This window comes from Pyxidicoccus xibeiensis (assembly GCF_024198175.1).
Classification (GTDB): Bacteria; Myxococcota; Myxococcia; order Myxococcales; family Myxococcaceae; genus Myxococcus; species Myxococcus xibeiensis.
The window spans coordinates 25,836-46,064 of sequence record NZ_JAJVKV010000024.1 but is presented as its reverse complement, the minus strand read 5'-3'; the positions used below and the strand labels follow the sequence as shown (position 1 = coordinate 46,064).

The following is a 20,229-nucleotide window of genomic DNA, read 5'->3' as shown; positions in this document are numbered from 1 at the left end:
CATCCAAGCACGCACCCGGGTGGAAGTGACGGGCGCCGGTGAAGCGACGGCGCACCTGCTGGCAGGCTCCTGGGGCGCGGGCTGCACGGGGCCGAAGCCGAAGTGCTCCCCTGGCTGCCCTCCTGGCGGGAGGCGAACCGTCGGCCTCCGTCTTCATTGTCAAGAGGATTCGAACGCTCTGCCCCCATATTGCCGTGTGATATGAGGTGGCGGACTTTTCAATCCGACGCTGGGCTTTGAGACTTCAACTTTCGACAGGTTCTGCCCCGTCCATCCGACGGAGCTGTTGTGGGGCGCTGACCGCGGAACCGCGCTGATGCGGTGACCGTCGCCGACTCCGCCTCCCATCCCTGCATCCCATGTCCAGTCTCGCGTCGCGCGCTTCCACTTTCGTCAAAGCATTCCAGGTGGCCTTCCTGGCCGCACACAGAGGTATCAGGTGATGAACCGCCCCTCACCCGCCCCATGGTCCACGCTCGTCGAGCTGCTCGAGGCGAGGGCCTCCGCGGACGCAGCCGCGCGCCTCTACTCCTTCGTCGAGGACGCCGAGAGCGAGGAAGGTGAGCTGAACCGGGGCGCGCTCCAGCAACGCGCGCGCATCATCGGCGGCGCGCTCCAGTCACTCGGAGCCAGGGGCGAGCGCGCCGTCCTGCTGTATCCGCCGGGCCTGGAGTACATCTCCGGCTTCTTCGGCTGCCTCTACGCGGGCGCCGTCGCCGTGCCCGCGTACCCGCCAGACCCGACGCGGCTGGAGCGCACCCTGCCGCGGCTGCTGTCCATCATCCAGGACTCGCAGGCCACCGTGGTGCTCACCACGTCGTGGCTGCTGTCCATGGCCGAGTTCCTGTTCGAGCAGGCGCCGTCCCTCAAGACGCTGCGCTGGGTGGCCACCGACACGCTCACGGAAGACGCCGCCAGCGCGTGGCGGCCTCCGGACGTCGGCGCGGACTCGCTCGCGTTCCTCCAGTACACCTCCGGCTCCACCGGCACCCCCAAGGGGGTGATGCTCAGCCACGGCAACCTGCTGCACAACCTGGGGCTGATCTCCCACGCCTTCCAGGCGGACGCCCACAGCGTGGGCACCATCTGGCTGCCGCCGTACCACGACATGGGGCTCATCGGCGGCATCCTCCAGCCGCTGTACGGGGGCTTCCCCGTGGCGCTGATGTCGCCGCTCACCTTCCTCAAGCGGCCGCTGCTGTGGCTGCAGACGGTGTCCAAGCACAAGGCCAGCATCAGCGGAGGCCCCAACTTCGCGTATGACCTGTGCGTCCGGAAGATCGCGCCCGAGGAGCGCGAGGGCCTGGACCTGAGCCACTGGCGCGTCGCCTTCTCGGGGGCCGAGCCCATCCGCCCGGAGACGCTGGACCGCTTCGTGACGGCCTTTGGCCCCCAGGGCTTCCGGCGCGAGTTCTTCTATCCCTGCTACGGCCTGGCCGAGGGCACCCTCATCGTGTCGGGTGGACTCCCCGCGGAGCCCCCGGTGCTGCGCACGCTGGACTCCGCCGCCCTGGAGCAGAACCGCGCGGTGGAGCCCACCGACGGCGTGACGGCGCGCACGCTCGTGGGCTGCGGCCGCAACCTGCCCGACCAGGAAGTCCTCGTCGTCCACCCCGAGAGCCTGGAGCCGCTCGCGCAAGGGCAGGTGGGCGAGGTGTGGGTGCGTGGCCCCAGCGTGGCCCTGGGCTACTGGCAGCGCGCCGAGGAGACGCGGCACGCGTTCCAGGCACGCCCCGCGAGCGGCGGCGAGCACCGCTACCTGCGCACGGGAGACCTCGGCTTCTTCCAGCAGGGGGAGCTCTTCGTCACCGGCCGCCTCAAGGACCTCATCATCCTTCGTGGCCGCAACCACTACCCGCAGGACCTGGAGCTGACGGCGGACCAGAGCCACCCCGCCATCCGTCCGGGCTGCAGCGCCGCCTTCGCCCTTGAGGTAGAGGGCGAGGAGCGGCTCGCCGTCGTGCTGGAGGTGGATGCACGCCGCATGGCCGACCCCACCGAGGTCATCGGTGCCCTGCGCCAGCGGCTCGCCGAGACGCACGAGGTGCAGCCCCACACGCTGCTGCTCATCGAGCCGGGCGCCCTTCCGAAGACGTCGAGCGGCAAGGTGCAGCGCCGCGCCTGCCGTCAGGCGCTGCTCGACGGCCAGCTGGCCGTGGTGCACGCCTGGTCGGAGTCCGCCGCGTCCGAGCCGGCGTCGACGCCCGGTCAGGCCGTGCCCGCCCCGCTTCCCGCCGTCGAGGAGGAGCGCGTCACCTGGCTGCGCGCCCGCCTCGCACCGCGCCTGCACGTGCGCCCCGAGGAGCTGGACGCGGCGGCGCCCCTCACCCGCTACGGCCTGGACTCGCTCGCGGCCGTGGAGCTGGCGCACTTCTTCGAGAAGGAGCTGGGCGTCGCGGTGCCCATGCAGACGCTGCTCGCCGGCTGCACGCTGGAGGAGCTCGCGCGCGCCCTGCCCACCGCGGCCCCCCAGCCGGCGCGCGTGGAGGAGGTCTCCACCGGCCCCGGCCCCTTCCCGCTCTCTCCCGCGCAGGAGCGACTGTGGTTCCTGGAGCAGCTCCAGCCGGGTGGCGCCGTGTACCACCTGCCGGTGGGCCTGCGCCTGGAGGGCCGTCTCGAGGTCGCCTCGCTCGAGGCCAGCCTCCAGGCGCTCGTCCAGCGTCACGAGTCGCTGCGCACCGTCTTCCAGTCCGACGAGGGCCGGCCGTCGCAGTCCATCCTCCCCGAGGGCCGCACACGGCTGGAGCGAGAGGACCTGACGGGACTGCCCGAGGCCCAGCGCGAGGCCGAGGCGCTGCGCCGCGCCCGCGAGGAAGCGCGGCGTCCCTTCGAGCTGTCCCGTGGCCCCCTGCTGCGCGCGGTGCTGCTGCGCCTGGGCGAGGAGCGCCACGTGCTGGTGCTCACCGTGCACCACCTCGTCTCCGACGGCACGTCCCTGGGTGTGCTCGCGCGTGAGCTGGCAGCGCTGTACGCCGCTCATGCCGCGGGCCGCGAGCCCCGCCTGCCTCCGCCTCCGGCGCGCTACGTGGACCAGGCCGCCGCCCAGCGGGCCCGCCTGGAGCGCGGGGAGCTGGAGGGTCAGCTCGAGTACTGGAAGCACCTGCGCGGCGCGCCGCCGCTGCTGGAGCTGCCCGCCGATGCACCCCGCCCCGCCGTGGAGAGCCACCGGGGCGCCCGCCATGCCTTCCAGCTCGAGGCCGGGCTGTGGCGGCAGGTGCAGGCGCTCGCGCGGCGCGAGGGCACGACGCCCTTCGCCGTGCTGCTCGCCGGCTACCAGGTGCTGCTGTCCCGACTGTCGGGACAGCCGGATGTCTGCGTGGGCACTCCCGTCGCCGGCCGTGGCCGCGCCGGTCAGGCTGACGTCATCGGCCTCTTCGTCAACACGCTCGTGTTCCGGGCCGAGCTCTCCGGCGCGCCGTCCTTCCTCGGCCTGCTGGGTCAGGTGCGTGAGCGGGTGCTCGGCGCGCTCGCCCACCAGGACGTGCCCTTCGAGCGCGTCGTCGAGGCCGTGCAGCCCGTCCGCAGCCAGAGCCACGCTCCGTTGTTCCAGGCCATGCTCGTCCTCCAGGACGACCCGGCCCTGGCGCTGGAGCTGGAGGGCCTGCGCTGGGAGCGCCTGGAGGTGGACACCGGCGCGTCGATGTTCGACCTCACGCTCTTCCTCTTCGAGGGGCAAGAGGGCGGGCTGGACGCGTCCTTCGAGTACGCCACGGACCTCTTCACCGCCTCCACCGTGGAGCGCGTGGCCGGCCACCTCCGCACGCTGCTGCACGCGGCCGTCACCACGCCCGAGCGGAGCATCGCCGAGCTGCCCCTGCTGAGCCCCGAGGAGCGGAACCAGCTCCTGGTGGCGTGGAACGACACGCGCTCCTCCGAGGCGCCCGAGGACAACGTCCCCCTGCTGGTGGAAGCGCAGACACGGCGCACGCCCGGGGCGGTGGCGCTCATCGCCGGGGACGCGCGGTGGACGTACGCGGAGCTGGAGTCGCGGGTGCTCCGGCTGGCGCACCACCTCCGGACGCTGGGGGTGGTCGCCGAGTCGCGCGTCGGCGTGTGCATCGGGCGCTCCGCCGAGCTGGTGGTGGCGCTGATGGCCGTGCAGCGCGCCGGCGGTGCCTACGTGCCGCTGGATCCGAGCTGGCCGCGGGAGCGGCTGGCCCTGGTGGTGGAGGACGCGGCGCCCGGCGTGCTCCTCACGACGCAGGCGCTCTCCGAGCGGCTGGGCACTCCGCGTGGACAGGTGGTGTGTCTGGACACGGCGGCACTCGGCGCGCTTCCGGTGGCGCCACTGCCGTGCCCGGCCTCGCCCGACAACGTCTGCGCCATCCTCTACACGTCCGGCTCCACGGGCCGCCCCAAGGGCGTGGCGCTGACCCATCGCGGCGCCGTGGCCTTCCTGCGCTGGGCGGGCCGGACGTTCTCCGCCGAGCAGCTCTCGCGCGTCCTCTTCGCGACCTCCATCAACTTCGACCTGTCGGTCTTCGAGCTGTTCGCGCCCCTGACTCGCGGCGGCGCCGTGGTGGTGGCCGAGGACGCGCTGGCCCTGCCGTCGCTGCCCGCCGCGAGCGAGGTGACGCTCGTCAACACCGTGCCCTCCGCCATGGCGGAGCTGGTGCGGGCCCGGGCCGTGCCGGCCTCCGTGCGCACCGTCAACCTCGCGGGCGAGGCGCTCCCGCGGCCCCTGGTGGACGCGCTCTACGCCCTGGGCACCGTGGCGGACGTCTTCAACCTCTACGGCCCCACCGAGGACACCACCTACTCCACCCATGCCCGCGTGCCGCCCGGCGCCGAACCGACCATCGGCCGGCCCCTGTCGGACACGGCGGTGTACCTGGTCGATGAGCGCCTGCAGCCCGTGCCCATTGGCGTCGCCGGAGAGCTGTACCTCAGCGGCGAGGGCCTGGCGCGCGGCTACCTGGGCCGGCCGGACCTGACGGCCGAGCGCTTCCTGCCCGATCCCTTCAGCGCCACCCCGGGCGCGCGCATGTACCGCACGGGCGACCTGGCCCGCTACCTGCCGGATGGCCGCATCGCCTACCTGGGCCGCGCCGACTTCCAGGTGAAGGTGCGCGGCTTCCGCATCGAGCTGGGCGAGGTGGAGGCGGCTCTGGCCGCTCATGCCGGCGTGCGCGAGAGCGTGGTGCTGGCCCGTGAGGACTCGCCCGGCCACAAGCGGCTGGTCGCGTACGTGGTGCCCGGCGAGTCGTCTCCCTCCGTGGAGGAGCTGCGCTCGGCGCTCGGTGCGCGGCTGCCGGGGTACATGGTGCCTTCGGCCTTCGTCGTGCTGCCGGCCCTGCCGCGCACGCCGAACGGCAAGGTGGACCGGCGCGCGCTGCCGGCTCCGGACTCTTCCGGGGCCGAGAGGACGCAGGCCTACGTCGCGCCGCGCACGCCCGGTGAGCAGCTACTGGCGGGCCTGTGGCGCGAGGTGCTGGGTGTGGAGCAGGTCGGTGTTCACGACGACTTCTTCGCGCTCGGCGGCCACTCGCTGCTGGCCACCCGGCTCATCTCCCGCGTGCGCAACGCGCTGCACGTGGACCTGCCCCTGCGCACCCTGTTCGAGGCGCCCACCCTGGCGCTCCTGGCCGAGCGACTGGAGGCGGCGGGCAGGCCCGTCGGCGCACCCCGGCCCCCGCTGGTGGCCACGCCGCGCACGGGCGACACCGCGCTGTCCTTCGCGCAGCAGCGCCTGTGGTTCCTCGACAGGCTGCGGCCCGACAGCGCCTTCTACAACCTCCCCGCCGCCGTCCGGCTGGACGGGCCGCTGGACGTGGAGGCCCTGGAGCGCGCCCTGGCAGAGCTGGTCCGCCGGCACGAGGTGCTGCGCGCCACCTTCCATGACAACGGCGGCGAGCCCGTGCAGCGCGTCTCCGCCGACGCGTCCCTCGTGCTGGAGCGCACGGACCTGTCAGGCCCGCCCGAGGAGCGCCGCGAGGCCGAGGCCCGGCGCCTGGCCGACGCGGAGGCCCGGCGTCCCTTCCAGCTGGAGCGCGGCCCGGTGCTGCGCGCGGGACTGCTGAAGCTGGATGCAGGGCACCACGTCCTGTTGCTCACGCTGCACCACATCGTCGCGGACGGCTGGTCCATGGAGGTGCTGGTGCGCGAGGTGGGCGCGCTCTACGGCGCCTTCACCGAGGGCCGGCCCTCGCCGCTGCCGGCGCTGGCGCTCCAGTACTCGGACTACGCGCTGTGGCAGCGCTCGTGGCTGGATGGTGAGGCCCGCGAGTCGCAGCTCGAATACTGGCGCCGACAGCTCGCCGAGCTGCCCGCGTCGCTGGAGCTGCCCACGGACCGGCCGCGTCCGGCCGTGCAGAGCTTCCGGGGTGCCACCTTCACGCGGGTGCTGCCTCGCGCGCTGGCGGACGGCGTGGTGGCGCTGGGTCAGCGTGAGGGCGCGACGCCCTTCATGGTGGTTCTCGCGGCCTTCCAGGCCGTGCTGCACCGCTACACCGGGCAGACGGACCTCGCCATTGGCACGGACATCGCCAACCGGCACCACGTGGAGACCGAGGGCCTCATCGGCTTCTTCGTCAACCAGCTGGTGCTGCGCACGCGCCTGGAGGGACAGCTCTCCTTCCAGGAGCTGCTGGGCCGCGCTCGCGAGACGACCCTGGGCGCGTCCGCGCATCAGGACCTGCCCTTCGAGGAGCTGGTGCGCGCGCTCAACCCCGAGCGCAGCCTCTCCCACGCCCCGCTCTTCCAGCTCAAGCTGACGTATCAGGACGCCGTGGCCCTGGAGGGTGTGGAGCTGCCCGGGGTGAAGTGGAGCCGCCTGCCCGCGGAGGCCGGAGCCGCCAAGTTCGACCTCACGCTGTCCGTGACGCGCACCGCGCGGGGACTGGAGTGCCTGTGCGAGTACAGCACGGACCTCTTCGATGAGCGCACCCTGCAGGGCCTGCTGGGACACCTGTCCACCCTGCTGTCCGCGGCGCTGGAGCGCCCCGAGACGCGCCTTTGCGAGCTGCCTCTGATGGCGCCGGCGGAGCGCCAGCGCGCGCTGGTGGAGTGGAATGACACCGCCGAGCCCCTGCCGGAGCTGGCTCGCGCCCAGGCGCTCTTCGAGGCGCATGCGGCCCAGACGGCGGATGCGTTCGCCGTCACCTTCGAGGGGCAGGCGCTGACCTATGGCGAGCTGGAGCGCCGGGCCAACCAGCTCGCGCACCACCTGCGCGGACTGGGCGTGGGCCCGGAGGTCCGGGTGGCGCTGTGCCTGGACCGGAGCCTGGACCTGGTGGTGGGCCTGCTGGGCGTGCTCAAGGCGGGCGGCGCCTTCGTCCCGCTGGACCCGAGCTACCCGGCTGAGCGACTGGCCTACATGCTCGCGGACTGCGCCGCACCGGTGCTGCTGTCGGTGGAGCGCATCGCCGACGAGCTGCCCTCGCGCGGTGAGCAGGTGGTGTGCCTGGATGCCGACGCCGCGGTGATTGGCGCAAGCCCCGTCGAGCCCCCGCGCCCGCTCGGTGGCGGCGCGCAGGCCGCGTACGTCATCTACACCTCCGGCTCCACGGGCCGGCCCAAGGGCACGGTGCTCACGCATCGCGGCCTCTACAACACGTCGCGCGCGGTGGCGCGGCTGCATGGCTACCGTCCCGAGAGCCGCGTCCTGCAGTTCGCGAGCCTGAGCTTCGACGCGGCGGTCTGCGAGATCTTCGGCACCCTGGCCGCCGGAGCCCGTGTGTGCCTGGCCCCGAGGGAGCGGCTGCTCCCAGACGCGCCGCTGCGCGCGCTCATCGAGGAGCAGGGCATCACCGCGGCCACCCTCACCCCGGCCGTGTTGTCCCGGCTGGAGGCGCACGGACTTGCGTCACTGGAGACGCTCATCTCCGCGGGCGAGGCGTGCCCTCCGGAGCTGGCGGCCCGGTGGAAGGGCCGCGTGGCGCGCTTCATCAACGCCTACGGCCCCACCGAGGTGACCATCTGCGCCACGCTCGATGCGGACGTGGACGTGGAGCAGCCGACCATCGGCCGCCCGCTGCCGAACGTGCGCACCTACGTGCTGGACGCGCGCATGCAGCCGGTGCCCGTGGGCGTGCCGGGTGAGCTGTACGTGGGCGGCGCGGGCGTGGCCCGGGGCTACCATCAGCGTCCCGACCTCACCGCCGAGCGCTTCGTGCCGGATGCCTTCGGCGCCGAGCCCGGAGGCCGGCTGTACCGCACGGGAGACCGCGTGCGGCTGCGCGCGGACGGACGGCTCGAGTTCCTCGGTCGCACGGACAGCCAGCTCAAGCTGCGCGGGTTCCGTATCGAGCCAGGGGAAATAGAGGCCGTGCTCGCCGAGCACCGCTCCGTGCGCGAGGCCGTGGTGGTGCTGCGCGAGGACTCCCCGGGAGCGCGGCGGTTGGTGGCCTACGTGGCCGGCGAGGAGGGCTCGACGGAGGCGCTCCAGGCCTTCATGCGCGAGCGGCTCCCCGAGCACATGGTGCCGGCCGCGTTCGTGGTGCTGGAGAGCCTGCCTCTGACTCCCGCGGGCAAGGTGGACCGCAAGGCCCTGCCCGCGCCGGAGAGCACGCAGTCCGCGCAGGAGCGCGAGTTCGCCGCGCCCCGCACGCCCGTGGAGGAGAAGCTCGCCGCCATCTGGGCGCAGCTGCTGGGTGCGCAGCGCGTGGACATCCACGAGAACTTCTTCGAGCGCGGCGGTGACTCCATCACCGGCATCCAGATGGTGGCCCGCGCCCGGCAGGTCGGACTCGAGTTCACCCCGGCCCAGCTCTTCGAGAACCAGACCATCGCCTCCCTGGCATGCGTGGTGCGCAGCACCACGACCACGGTGGAGGAGCAGGGGCCGGTGAGCGGTGACGCGCCCCTCACGCCCATCCAGCACCTGTTCTTCGAGCGGGAGCTGCCCCAGGCACACCACTACAACCAGTCCCTGCTGCTGGTGCTGCGCCGCCGCCTGGAGCCTTCCGTGCTCCAGCAGGCATTGCTCTCCCTCGTCGTTCATCACGACGCCCTGCGCCTGCGCTTCTCTCGCTCCTCGCAGGGAGCCTGGGAGCAGTCCTTCGCCGCGCCTCCGGACGCCTTCTCGCTGCGCTCGGTGGACCTGGCCTCCGCTTCCCAGGACGCGCTGCCTACTCTCGTCGAGGCCGCCTGCTCCGACGTGCAGCGCAGCCTTCGCCTGGACGAAGGCGTGCTGCTGCGCGCTGCCCTCCTCGACGCCGGGCCCGGACGCCCTCAGCGCCTCTTCCTCGCCGCCCACCACCTCGTCGTGGATGCCGTCTCCTGGCGCATCCTCCTGGAGGACCTGGAGCTGGCCGTCTCCCAGTTGCTGGAGGCGCGTCCCGTCTCCCTTCCTCCCAAGTCTTCCTCCCTGAAGTCCTGGGCCGAGCGGCTTCAGGCCCATGCGCGCTCCAACGAAATGGAGCGGGAGTTGGCGCTTTGGACGAGGCTGGCTTCGCCTCCTCCTCCCGCCTTCCCCACCGACGCTTCCGGGACCAACGCTGTCGCCTCCGCGCGCAGTCTCGCCGTCTCCCTGGAGGCCGACACCACCCGCCTGCTTCTCCAGGACGCCGCCACTTCCTGGCGGGCCCGGCCGGATGAGCTGCTGCTGGCCGCTCTTGGCGTCGCCGTCTCCCGCTGCTTCGGCCTGTCCTCTCTCCTCGTCGATGTGGAAGGCCATGGCCGTGAGGCCGTCTTCCCGGGCATGGACCTGTCTCGCACCGTCGGCTGGTTCACCTCCGTGGCGCCCGTGCGCCTGTCGGTACCGTCTTCCGCTTCGCTGGGCGACCACCTGCGCTCGGCGCGCGACGGCCTGCGCGCACTGCCTCTTCGCGGCATCGGCTTCGGCCTGCTTCGCTACCTGGGCCAGCCCGGGGTGCAGGAGGCGCTTCGTGCGCTGCCCCGGGCTTCCGTGGCCTTCAACTACCTGGGCCAGCTCGACGCCTCCGCCGCTGCTTCGTCCCTGTTTGCGCTTTCCTCCGAGGCCGCCGGCCCCGTCGAGGGCGAGGGCGGCCTGCGCTCGCACCTGCTGGAGCTCAACGCCCTGGTGCTGGAGGGCCGCCTCCAGCTCGACTTCAAGTACTCGCCCCACCTGCACTCCGCCGCTCGCGTCCAGGCCCTCGCCGACGCCTGCCTCGACGTGCTTCGCCAGCTCGTCTCCCTGCGCGCCTCTCCGGACTCGCTGCGCTACACGCCCACCGACTTCCCGCTCGCCTCGCTCGACGCGGACGCCCTCGCGCGACTGGTGCCCCAGGGCACCCCCGTCGAAGACCTCTACCCGCTCTCTCCCACGCAGCAGGGCATGCTCTTCCATGCCCTGATGACGCCGGGCTCGGGCGAGTACTTCGAGCAGCTCACCCTCACCTTCCGCACTCCCCTGGACCTGGTCGCCTTCCGCCGCGCGTGGGAGACCCTGCTGGCCCGTCACCCGGTGCTGCGCTCGCGCTTCCTGTGGGAAGGCCTCACCGAGCCGCTCCAGCTCGTCCAGCCTCGGGTGGACCTGCCCTGGGGGCAGCTCGACTGGCGGGGGCTGTCCGGCGAGGAGCAGCGTGCTCGCGTCGACGCGTTCCTCGCCGAGGACCGGGCCCAGGGCTTCGACCTTTCCCGCGCGCCGCTGATGCGCGTGACGCTCATCCAGCTGGATGGGGTGCAGCGGCTCGTCTGGAGCCATCACCACCTGCTGATGGACGGCTGGAGCCAGGGCCGCCTCTTCCAGGAGCTGTTCGTCCTCTACGACGCCTTCCTCCAGGGCCGCGCGCCGCGCCTCGAGGAAGCGCCGCCCTACCGCAACTACATCGCCTGGCTGCGCCGCCAGGACTACACCCAGGCCGAGCGCTTCTGGCGTGAGCGGCTGGCCGGCTTCTCCACGCCGACGCCCCTGCCCGGAGACCGCGAGCCCGGCTCCAAGCAGGCGCTGTCCTCGCTGGAGATTCGCAAGGTGCTCCTGTCGCCCCAGGCCACGTCGGCGCTGGGCGCGCTGAGCCGTGCGCACTCCGTCACCTTGAGCACCCTGGTGCAGGCGGCGTGGGCGCTGGTGCTGGGACGCTCCTCCGACGAGAGCGACGTCGTCTTCGGTGCCACCGTCTCCGGCCGTCCCCCCGCGCTGCCTGGCGTGGAGGAGATGGTGGGCCTCTTCATCGGCTCGCTGCCGGTGCGCGTGCGGCTGGCCGAGCGCGACTCCGTCCTGTCGTGGCTGAAGGGACTCCAGGAGCAGCAGCACGCGCTCCGCCAGTTCGAGCACAGCCCGCTGGCACAGGTGCAGGGCTGGAGCGCCGTGCCGCGCGGCACGTCCCTCTTCCAGAGCCTGCTCGTCTTCGAGAACTACCCCATCGATGCCTCGGTCCGCGAGCGGGCCAGCGGGCTCGAGGTGCGCGACATCGAGGTCTTCGAGCGCTCCAACTACCCGCTCACGGCCACCATCGTCCCCGGCGAGCAGCTGCTGCTGAAGTTCTCCTATGACACCGGGCGCTTCGACGCGGCCACGGTGGAGCGGCTGCTGCGGCAGTGGAGCACCGTGCTGGAGTCCTTCGCCTCCGCGCCCGAGCGGCCGGTGGCCGAGGTCAGCCTGCTCGACGCGCAGGAGCGGCACCGCGTGCTGGTGGAGTGGAACGCCACCCGCGTGGACTTCCCTGGCGAGTCCACCCTCCACGCGCTCTTCGCGGAGCACGTGGCGCTGCGCCCGGACGCCGTGGCGCTCGAGTCCGCCACCGAGAAGCTCACCTACCTCCAGCTCGACGCGCGCGCCAACCAGCTGGCGCACGCGCTGCGGCGCATGGGCGTGGGACCGGATGCTCGCGTGGCGCTCTGCCTGGAGCGCTCGGTGGAGCTCGTCGTCGCCGTGCTCGGCATCCTCAAGGCCGGCGGCGCCTACGTGCCGCTGGATGCGTCGTACCCTCGGGAGCGCCTGGCCCTCATGGTCGAGGACGCCCGGCCCGAGGTGCTGGTGACGACGCGCGAGCTGCTCGCGCGGCTGCCCGCTGGCTCCATGCAGGTGCTGCTGCTGGAAGAGGCTCGCGCCTCACTGGAGCGTGAGCCCACGTCCGCGCCGCGCGACGGCGCCACCGCGCGTGGCCTCGCGTACATCGACTTCACCTCCGGCTCCACAGGCCGGCCCAAGGGCGTCTGCATCGAGCACCGCTCCGTGGCCCGACTGGTCAAGGGCGTCGACTACGCGGAGCTGGGCCCCCAGCACACCTTCCTGCTCATCGCCCCCATCTCCTTCGACGCGTCCACGGTGGAGATCTGGGGCTGCCTCCTCAATGGCGGCCGGCTGGTGGTCTACCCGCCCCAGGCCCCCAGTGACGTGCGCGAGCTGCGGGAGGTCCTCACCCGCCACGCCGTCACCACGCTGCACCTGACGGCGGGCCTCTTCAGCCAGATGGTCGACGCCGACATCCAGGGCCTGGCCTCCGTGCGCCAGCTCCTCACGGGTGGCGACGTCGTGTCCGCGCCCCACGTGCGCCGCGTGCTCACCGAGCTGAAGATTCCGGTGACGGCCTGCTACGGCCCCACCGAGAGCACCACCTTCACGAGCTGCTTCCGGATGACGGAGCCCTCGCAGCCGGGCGACTCCGTGCCCATTGGGCGGCCCATCGCGAACACGCAGGTGTACCTGCTGGACGGCAACGGCCAGCCCGTTCCCGCCGGTGTGCCCGGGGAGCTGTTCGTCGGCGGCGACGGCCTGGCGCGCGGCTACCTGGACGCGGCGCTGACGGCGGAGCGCTTCGTGCCGGACCCGTTCGGCACCGAGCCCGGAGGCCGGCTGTACCGCACCGGAGACCTGGCGCGGTGGCGGCCGGACGGCGTGCTGGAGTTCCTCGGCCGCCGCGACACGCAGGTGAAGGTGCGTGGCTACCGCATCGAGGTCGGTGAGCTCGAAGCCGTGCTGCTGCGCGCGCCCCAGGTGCGCGAGGCCGTAGTGGTGGCCCGCGAGGACGTGCCGGGCGTGAAGCGCCTGGTGGCCTACGTCGTGACGGCACCGGGTGAGACCGTGGATACCGGTGCCCTGCGCGAGGCCGTGAAGGACGCGCTGCCCGAGTACATGGTGCCGGCCGCCTTCGTGGTGCTGGACGCGCTGCCCCTCACGCCCAATGGCAAGGTGGACCGCAAGGCGCTGCCGGCGCCCACGGGCGAGCGGCCCACGCTGGAGCACGCGTTCGTCGCTCCTCGCAACTCCGTGGAGGAGAAGCTCGCGGCCCTGTGGACGCGCGCCCTGGGCGTGCAGCAGGTCGGCATCCACGACAACTTCTTCGAGCTGGGGGGTGACTCCATCATCATCCTCCAGGTGGTGGCCCGCGCCCGGCAGGTCGGGCTGCAGCTCTCACCGAGGCAGCTCTTCGAGCAGCAGACCATCGCGAAGCTGGCCGCGGTGCTCGCTCCCGATTCCGCTGCCGTGTCCGTGGAGGAGCAGGGGCCGGTGACCGGTGAGGCGCCCCTCACGCCCATCCAGCACCTGTTCTTCGAGCGGGAGCTGCCCCAGGCCCACCACTTCAATCAGTCCCTGCTGCTGGTGCTGCGCCGCCGTCTGGAGCCCTCCGTGCTCCAGCAGGCACTGCTCTCCCTTGTCGTCCATCACGACGCCCTGCGCCTGCGCTTCTCTCGCGCCTCGCACGGGGCCTGGGAGCAGTCCTTCGCTGCTCCTCCGGACGCTTTCTCGCTTCGCTCCGTGGACCTGGCCTCCGCTTCCCAGGACGCGCTGCCTTCTCTCGTCGAGGCCGCCTGCGCCGACGTGCAGCGCAGCCTCCGCCTGGATGAGGGCGTGCTGCTGCGCGCCGCACTCCTCGACGCCGGGCCCGGACGCCCTCAGCGCCTCTTCCTCGCCGCCCACCACCTCGTCGTGGATGCCGTCTCCTGGCGCATCCTCCTGGAGGACCTGGAGCTGGCCGTCTCCCAGTTGCTGGAGGCGCGTCCCGTCTCCCTTCCTCCCAAGTCCTCCTCCCTGAAGTCCTGGGCCGAGCGCCTCCAGGCCCATGCCCGCTCCAACGAAATGGAGCGGGAGTTGGCGCTTTGGACAGGGCTGGCTTCGCCTCCTCCTCCCGCCTTCCCCACTGATTCTTCCGGCACCAACTCCGTTGCTTCCGCGCGCAGTCTCGCCGTCTCCCTGGAGGCCGACACCACACGCCTGCTTCTCCAGGACGCCGCGACTGCATGGCGTGCCCGGCCGGATGAGCTGCTGCTGGCCTCGCTCGGCGTCGCCGTCTCCCGCTGCTTCGGCCTGTCCTCCCTCCTCGTCGATGTGGAAGGCCATGGCCGTGAGGCCGTCTTCCCGGACGTGGACCTGTCCCGCACCGTCGGCTGGTTCACCTCCGTGGCGCCCGTGCGCTTGTCGGTACCGTCTTCCGCTTCGCTGGGTGACCACCTGCGCTCGGCGCGTGACGGCCTGCGCGCGCTGCCTCTTCGTGGCATCGGCTTCGGCCTGCTTCGCTACCTGGGCAACTCGCACGCCGTGGAGGCGCTTCGCGCGCTGCCCCAGGCCCCTGTGGCCTTCAACTACCTGGGCCAGCTCGACGCTTCCGCCGCGGCTTCGTCCCTGTTCGCGCTCTCCTCCGAGGCCGCTGGCCCCGCCGAGGGTGAGGGCGGCCTGCGCTCGCACCTGCTGGAGCTCAACGCCCTCGTGCTGGAGGGCCGCCTCCAGCTCGACTTCAAGTACTCGCCTCACCTGCACTCCGCCGCTCGCGTCCAGGCCCTCGCTGACGCCTGCCTCGACGTGCTTCGCCAGCTCGTCTCCCTGCGCGCCTCTCCGGACTCGCTGCGCTACACGCCCACCGACTTCCCGCTCGCCTCGCTGGATGCGGACTCCCTCGCGCGGCTGGTGCCCCAGGGCACTCCCGTCGAAGACCTCTACCCGCTCTCTTCCATGCAGCAGGGCATGCTCTTCCACGCCCTGCACGACCCATCGGAGAGCGAGTACTTCGAGCAGCTCACGTGGCATGTCGGCACGTCGCTGGACCTGTCCGCCTTCCGCCGTGCGTGGGAGGGGCTGGTGGCACGCCACGCAGTGCTCCGCACCGGCTTCTTCTGGGAAGGCCTCACCGAGCCGCTCCAGCGCGTCCAGCCTCGGGCCGATCTGCCCTGGCAGGAGCTGGACTGGCGCGAGGTTCCCTCTCATGAGCTGACCGCGCGGCTCGAGGAGTTCCTGCGCGCGGACCGTGCTCGCGGCTTCGACCTGTCACGCCCGCCACTCGCGCGCGTGACGGCCATGCGCCTGGGCGACGGCACCTGGCGCTTCGTCTTCAGCCACCACCACCTGCTGCTCGACGGCTGGAGCCAGGGCCGCCTCTTCCAGGAGCTCTTCGCCCTCTACGACGCCTTCTCCCAGGGCGAGAGCCCCCGGCTGCCTCCGGCACCGCACTACCGCGACGCCATCGCGTGGCTGCGCAAGCAGGACGCGGGGCGCACCGAGCGCTTCTGGCGCGAGGCCCTGGCCGGCGTGGACTCGCCGACTCCGCTCCCCGCCGCGAGCCCCGCCTCCACGCGGACCGGCGCGCGCGTGCTGCATGAGCGCGAGGTCCACCTCTCCCGCGCGTCCACCACCGGCCTCCAGGCGCTCGTCCGTCAGCACCAGCTCACCCTGGGCACCGTGCTGCAAGGCGCCTGGGCCCTGCTGCTCAACCGCTACGCGGGCCAGGACGACGTCGTCTTCGGCGCCACCGTGTCCGGCCGCCCGGCCGAGCTGCCCGGCGTGGAGGAGATGGTCGGCCTCTTCATCAACACCCTCCCGGTGCGCATCCACGTGCCCGGCCACCAGTCCGTCCTCCCCTGGCTGAAGCACCTCCAGGCCCGGCAGACCGAGCTGCGCCAGCAGGAGCACAGCCCCCTGTCCCAGGTGCAGGGCTGGAGCGGCGTCCCGCGCGGCACGCCGCTCTTCGAGACCCTCCTCGTCGTCGAGAACTACCCCGTGGACGCCGCCGTCCGCGAGCGCGCGAAGCGCGTGGAGGTGGGCGACGTCCGTGCCCTCGAGCGCACCACCTATCCGCTCACCGCCGTCGTGGTCCCCGGCGCCGAGCTGCTGCTGCGCCTGTCCGGTGACGCCCACCGCTTCGAGCCCTCCGCCCTGGAGCGCCTGCTGGGCCACTGGCGCACCCTGCTCGAGGGGCTCGCTGCCCGCCCCGAGCAGAAGCTCGCCGACCTCGCCTGCCTCAGCGCTGGGGAGCGCCACCAGCTCCTCGTCGAGTGGAACGCCACCCGCACCGAGACGCCTCGCGTGGCCGGCCTCCACGCGCTCGTCGAAGCCCAGGCCGCGCGCACTCCCGACGCGCTCGCCGTCGTCTCCCAGCAGGGGCAGCTCACCTACCGCGAGCTGATGCAGCGCTCCGGCCGGCTTGCCCGGCAGCTGCGGACGCTTGGCGTGGGCCCCGACGTCCGGGTGGGCCTGTTCCTGGAGCGCTCCACCGATACCGCCGTGGCGCTGCTCGCCATCCTGCGCTCCGGTGGCGCGTACGTGCCGTTGGACCCGTCCTACCCGCGTGAGCGCCTGGGCCACATCCTGGAGGACGCCAGCCCGCGCATCCTCCTCACCCACAGTGCCCTGCGCTCGCGCCTGCCTCGACAGGCGCCCACCACCCTGTGCCTCGACGTGGCGGAGGACCTGGGGCCCGACACGGACGCTCCGCTGTCCCCCGCGGCCGTGCTGCCCGAGCACCTGGCGTACGTCCTCTACACGTCCGGATCCACCGGCCGCCCCAAGGGCGTGGCCGTCTCCCACGGCGCCATCGTCAATCACATGGCGTGGATCGTCTCCGCCTTCGGACTCGGCGCGGAGGACAGGCTGCTGCAGAAGACGTCGCTCGGCTTCGATGCCTCCGTGTGGGAGTGCTGGGCGCCGCTCATGACGGGCGGCTGCCTGGTCATGGCCTCGCCCACGGCCCACCAGGACGCGGACATCCTGCTGGACGAGCTGCTCCAGCACCGCATCACCTTGCTGCAGGTGGTGCCCTCGATGCTGGGGGCCCTGGTGGACCTCGCGCGGGGCCGGCGGGTGGACAGCGTCCGCTGGCTCTTCTGCGGCGGCGAGGCGCTGCCCGTGGAGCTGGCGCGGCGCGCCGGGGCGCTCTTCCCCGAAGCTCGCGTGGTCAACCTCTACGGCCCCACCGAGACGACCATCGACGCCACCTTCGCGGTGTACCCGTCGGAGGGCTCCGGCGTCACCGTGCCCATCGGCCGCCCCGTGTCCAACATGCGCGCCTACGTGCTGGACGCGCACCTGGCGCCCGTGCCCGTCGGCGTTGCGGGCGAGCTGTACCTCTCCGGTGACGGCCTGGCGCGCGGCTACCTCGCGCGGCCGGACCTCACGGCGGAGCGCTTCCTGGCGGACCCGTTCTCCCCGGCGCCGGGCGGGCGCATGTACCGGACCGGAGACCGCGCGCGGTACCTCGCGGATGGACGGCTGGAGTACCTCGGCCGCGCCGACTTCCAGGTGAAGCTGCGCGGCTTCCGCATCGAACTGGAGGAGATCGAGGCCGTGCTGGCCCGTCACCCGGCGCTGTCGCGCGCGGTGGTGGTGCCTCGCGAAGAGGGTGGACGCACGCACCTGGTGGCGTACGTGGTGCCGCGCGAGGGACAGGCCGCGGATGCGGGCGAGCTGCGCGGCATGCTGCGCGACGTGCTGCCCGAGTACATGGTGCCGGCGGCCTTCGTGGTGCTCGACACGCTGCCGCTCACGCCGAGCGGCAAGGTGGACCGCAAGGCGCTCCCGGCGCCGCGCACGCGCAAGCAGGACGAGGACCGCGCGTATGCCGCCCCGAGGACGGCGCTGGAGACGCAGCTCGCGGCCATCTGGGCGCAGGTCCTCGGCGTGGAGCGCGTCGGCCTGCACGATGACTTCTTCGAGCTGGGCGGCGACTCCATCGTCAGCCTCCAGGTGGTGGCGCGCGCGCGGCAGGCCGGGCTCGCGCTCAGCCCGCGGCAGCTCTTCGAGCGCCCGACGGTGGCCGCCCTGGCCGAGGTCGTCGGCGCGCTGGAGGGACGGCAGGCCCCCCAGGGCCCCGTGAGCGGCCCCGTGCCGCTGACGCCCATCCAGCACGACTTCCTCGCGCGCGGGCTGGCCGCTCCCGAGCGCTTCACGCAGACGGTGCTGCTGGAGCTGGACGGGGCGACGTCCCCCGAGCACCTGGAGCAGGCGCTGCGGGCGCTCGTCGAGCACCACGATGCGCTGCGGCTGCGGCTGGTGCGTGGCGACGCGGGCTGGGAGCAGACGAACGCGGCCCCGGAGGCGCCGGTGTACCTGCGCCGGGAGTCGCTGGCCACGTTGGCGCCCGAGCAGCATGCGTCCGCCCTGGCGGCGCTGGCCCATGAGCTGGAGGCCAGCCTGCGCCTGGACGAGGGCCTGTTGCTGCGCGCCGCATGGGTGGAGCGCGGCGCGGGACGCAGCGGTCGCCTGTTGATTGCCGTGCATCACCTGGGCGTGGACGCGGTGTCGTGGCGCGCGCTGCTGGAGGACCTGGAGACGACGCTCGGCCGGCTCGCGCGTGGTGAGGCCGTGGCGCTGCCTCCGAAGACGACCTCCTTCCAGGAGTGGGCGCGGCGGATGGCGGAGCGCGCGCTCACGCCCGAGGTGGAAGCAGAGCTGCCCGTGTGGAAGGAGCTGGCCCTGCGCCCGGTGCCCGCGCTGCCCACCGCGGGCGCGGCGACCGGAGCCGCCCACGAGGTGCGGGTGGGGCTGGACGCGGGTGAGACGGCCCTGCTGCTGGCCGAGGTGCCCACGGCTTACCGGGCCCGTATCGACGAGGTGCTGCTGGCCGCGGTGGCGCAGGCGCTGTCGCGCTGGAGCGGCCATGGCCGGCTGCGCGTGGACCTGGAGGGGCATGGACGCGAGGACGTCTTCGCGGACGTGGACCTCTCCCGCACGGTGGGCTGGTTCACCGCCCTGCACCCGCTGGTGCTGGAGGTGTCCTCCGGGGCGAGCCCTGGCGAGGCCGTGCGCGCGGTGCGTGATGCCCGGCGCGACGTGCCAGGACAGGGCCTGGGCTACGGGCTGCTGCGCTACCTGGGACGCCCGGAGGCGCGCGCGGCGCTGAAGGCCGCGCCGGGGGCCTCCGTCCTCTTCAACTACGTGGGCACGGTGGACGCGTCGGCCGTCCGCTCGCAGCTCCTGCGCCTGGCGCCCGAGCCGCTGCCGCCCTCCGAGGACAGCTCCGCCCGGGCGCACCTGCTCGAGGTGAATGGCCAGGTGCGCGGAGGCCAGCTCGAGGTGGCATGGACGTACCGCGAGGGCGCACTCTCGCGCGCCACCGTGGAGGCCATCGCGCGTGGCACCCTGGAGGCGCTGCGGGCCGTCATCGCCTCGCGGGCCAGTGACGATGCGCGCCGCCGGTCGACGGGGGACTTCCCGCTGGCCCGACTGGAGGCGCCCGTCCTCCAGGCACTGCTCTCCGACGCGGGTGACGTGGAGGAGCTCTACCCGCTGGCCCCGTTGCAGCAGGGCATGCTCTTCCACACGCTGCTCGCCACGGGCTCGGGTGAGTACCTGCAGCAGCTCACCTGGACGGTGCACTCGCCGCTGGAGCTGCCCGTGCTGCGACGGGCCTGGGAGTGGGTCGTGGCGCGACACTCCGCGCTGCGCTCCTCCTTCCGCTGGCAGGGGCTGCCGAAGGCGCTCCAGGTGGTGCACGCGCGCCCCGACGTCCCCTGGAGCGAGCAGGACTGGAGCGCGCTGCCGGCCGATGCCGTGCAGCAGCGACTGGACGCGTTCTTCGAGGAGGACCGGACGCGCGGCTTCGACGTGTCGCGGCCTCCGCTCATGCGGGTGATGGCGCTGAAGCTGGAGGGCGGTGTCCACCGCTTCGTCTGGAGCTTCCACCACATGCTGCTCGACGGGTGGAGCCTGGGCCTCTTCTTCCGGGACCTCTTCTCCGCCTACGACGCCCTGCACCGCGGCCACGCACCCCAGGCCCCCCCGGCGCCTCGCTACGGGGAGTACATCTCCTGGCTGGCGAAGCAGGAGCTGCCTCGCTCCGAGTCCTTCTGGCGGAAGACGCTGGCCGGCATCCAGGCGCCCACGCCGCTTCCCGGGCGGCGGACGGCGACGCGCGCGCAGCAGGCGCTGCCTCGCGGCGAGCACGTCCTGGTGCTGTCGGCGACCACGTCCTCGGCCCTGCAGGAGCTGGCGCGCGAGCACCAGCTCACCCTCAACACGCTGCTGCAGGGCACCTTCGCCCTGCTGCTGGGCCGCCACGCGGGGGTGGACGACGTCGTCTTCGGCGCCACCGTCTCGGGCCGTCCGCCGGAGCTGCCGGGCATCGAAGCGATGATGGGGTTGTTCATCAACTCGCTGCCCGTGCGCGTGCGCCTGCCGGC

1 protein-coding gene (cut by a window edge) is annotated in these 20,229 nt (G+C 72.9%); it reads left to right on the top strand.

Annotation, left to right across the window (positions count from 1 at the left end; translation table 11 throughout):
- Positions 1–442: 442 nt before the first annotated feature.
- Positions 443–20,229 carry the 5' portion of a non-ribosomal peptide synthase/polyketide synthase gene (locus LXT23_RS46765; protein WP_253987037.1) on the top strand. Its footprint extends 11,797 nt past the window's final position, so only the first 19,787 of its 31,584 coding nucleotides appear in the window; the start codon lies at positions 443–445; the stop codon falls past the right edge of the window.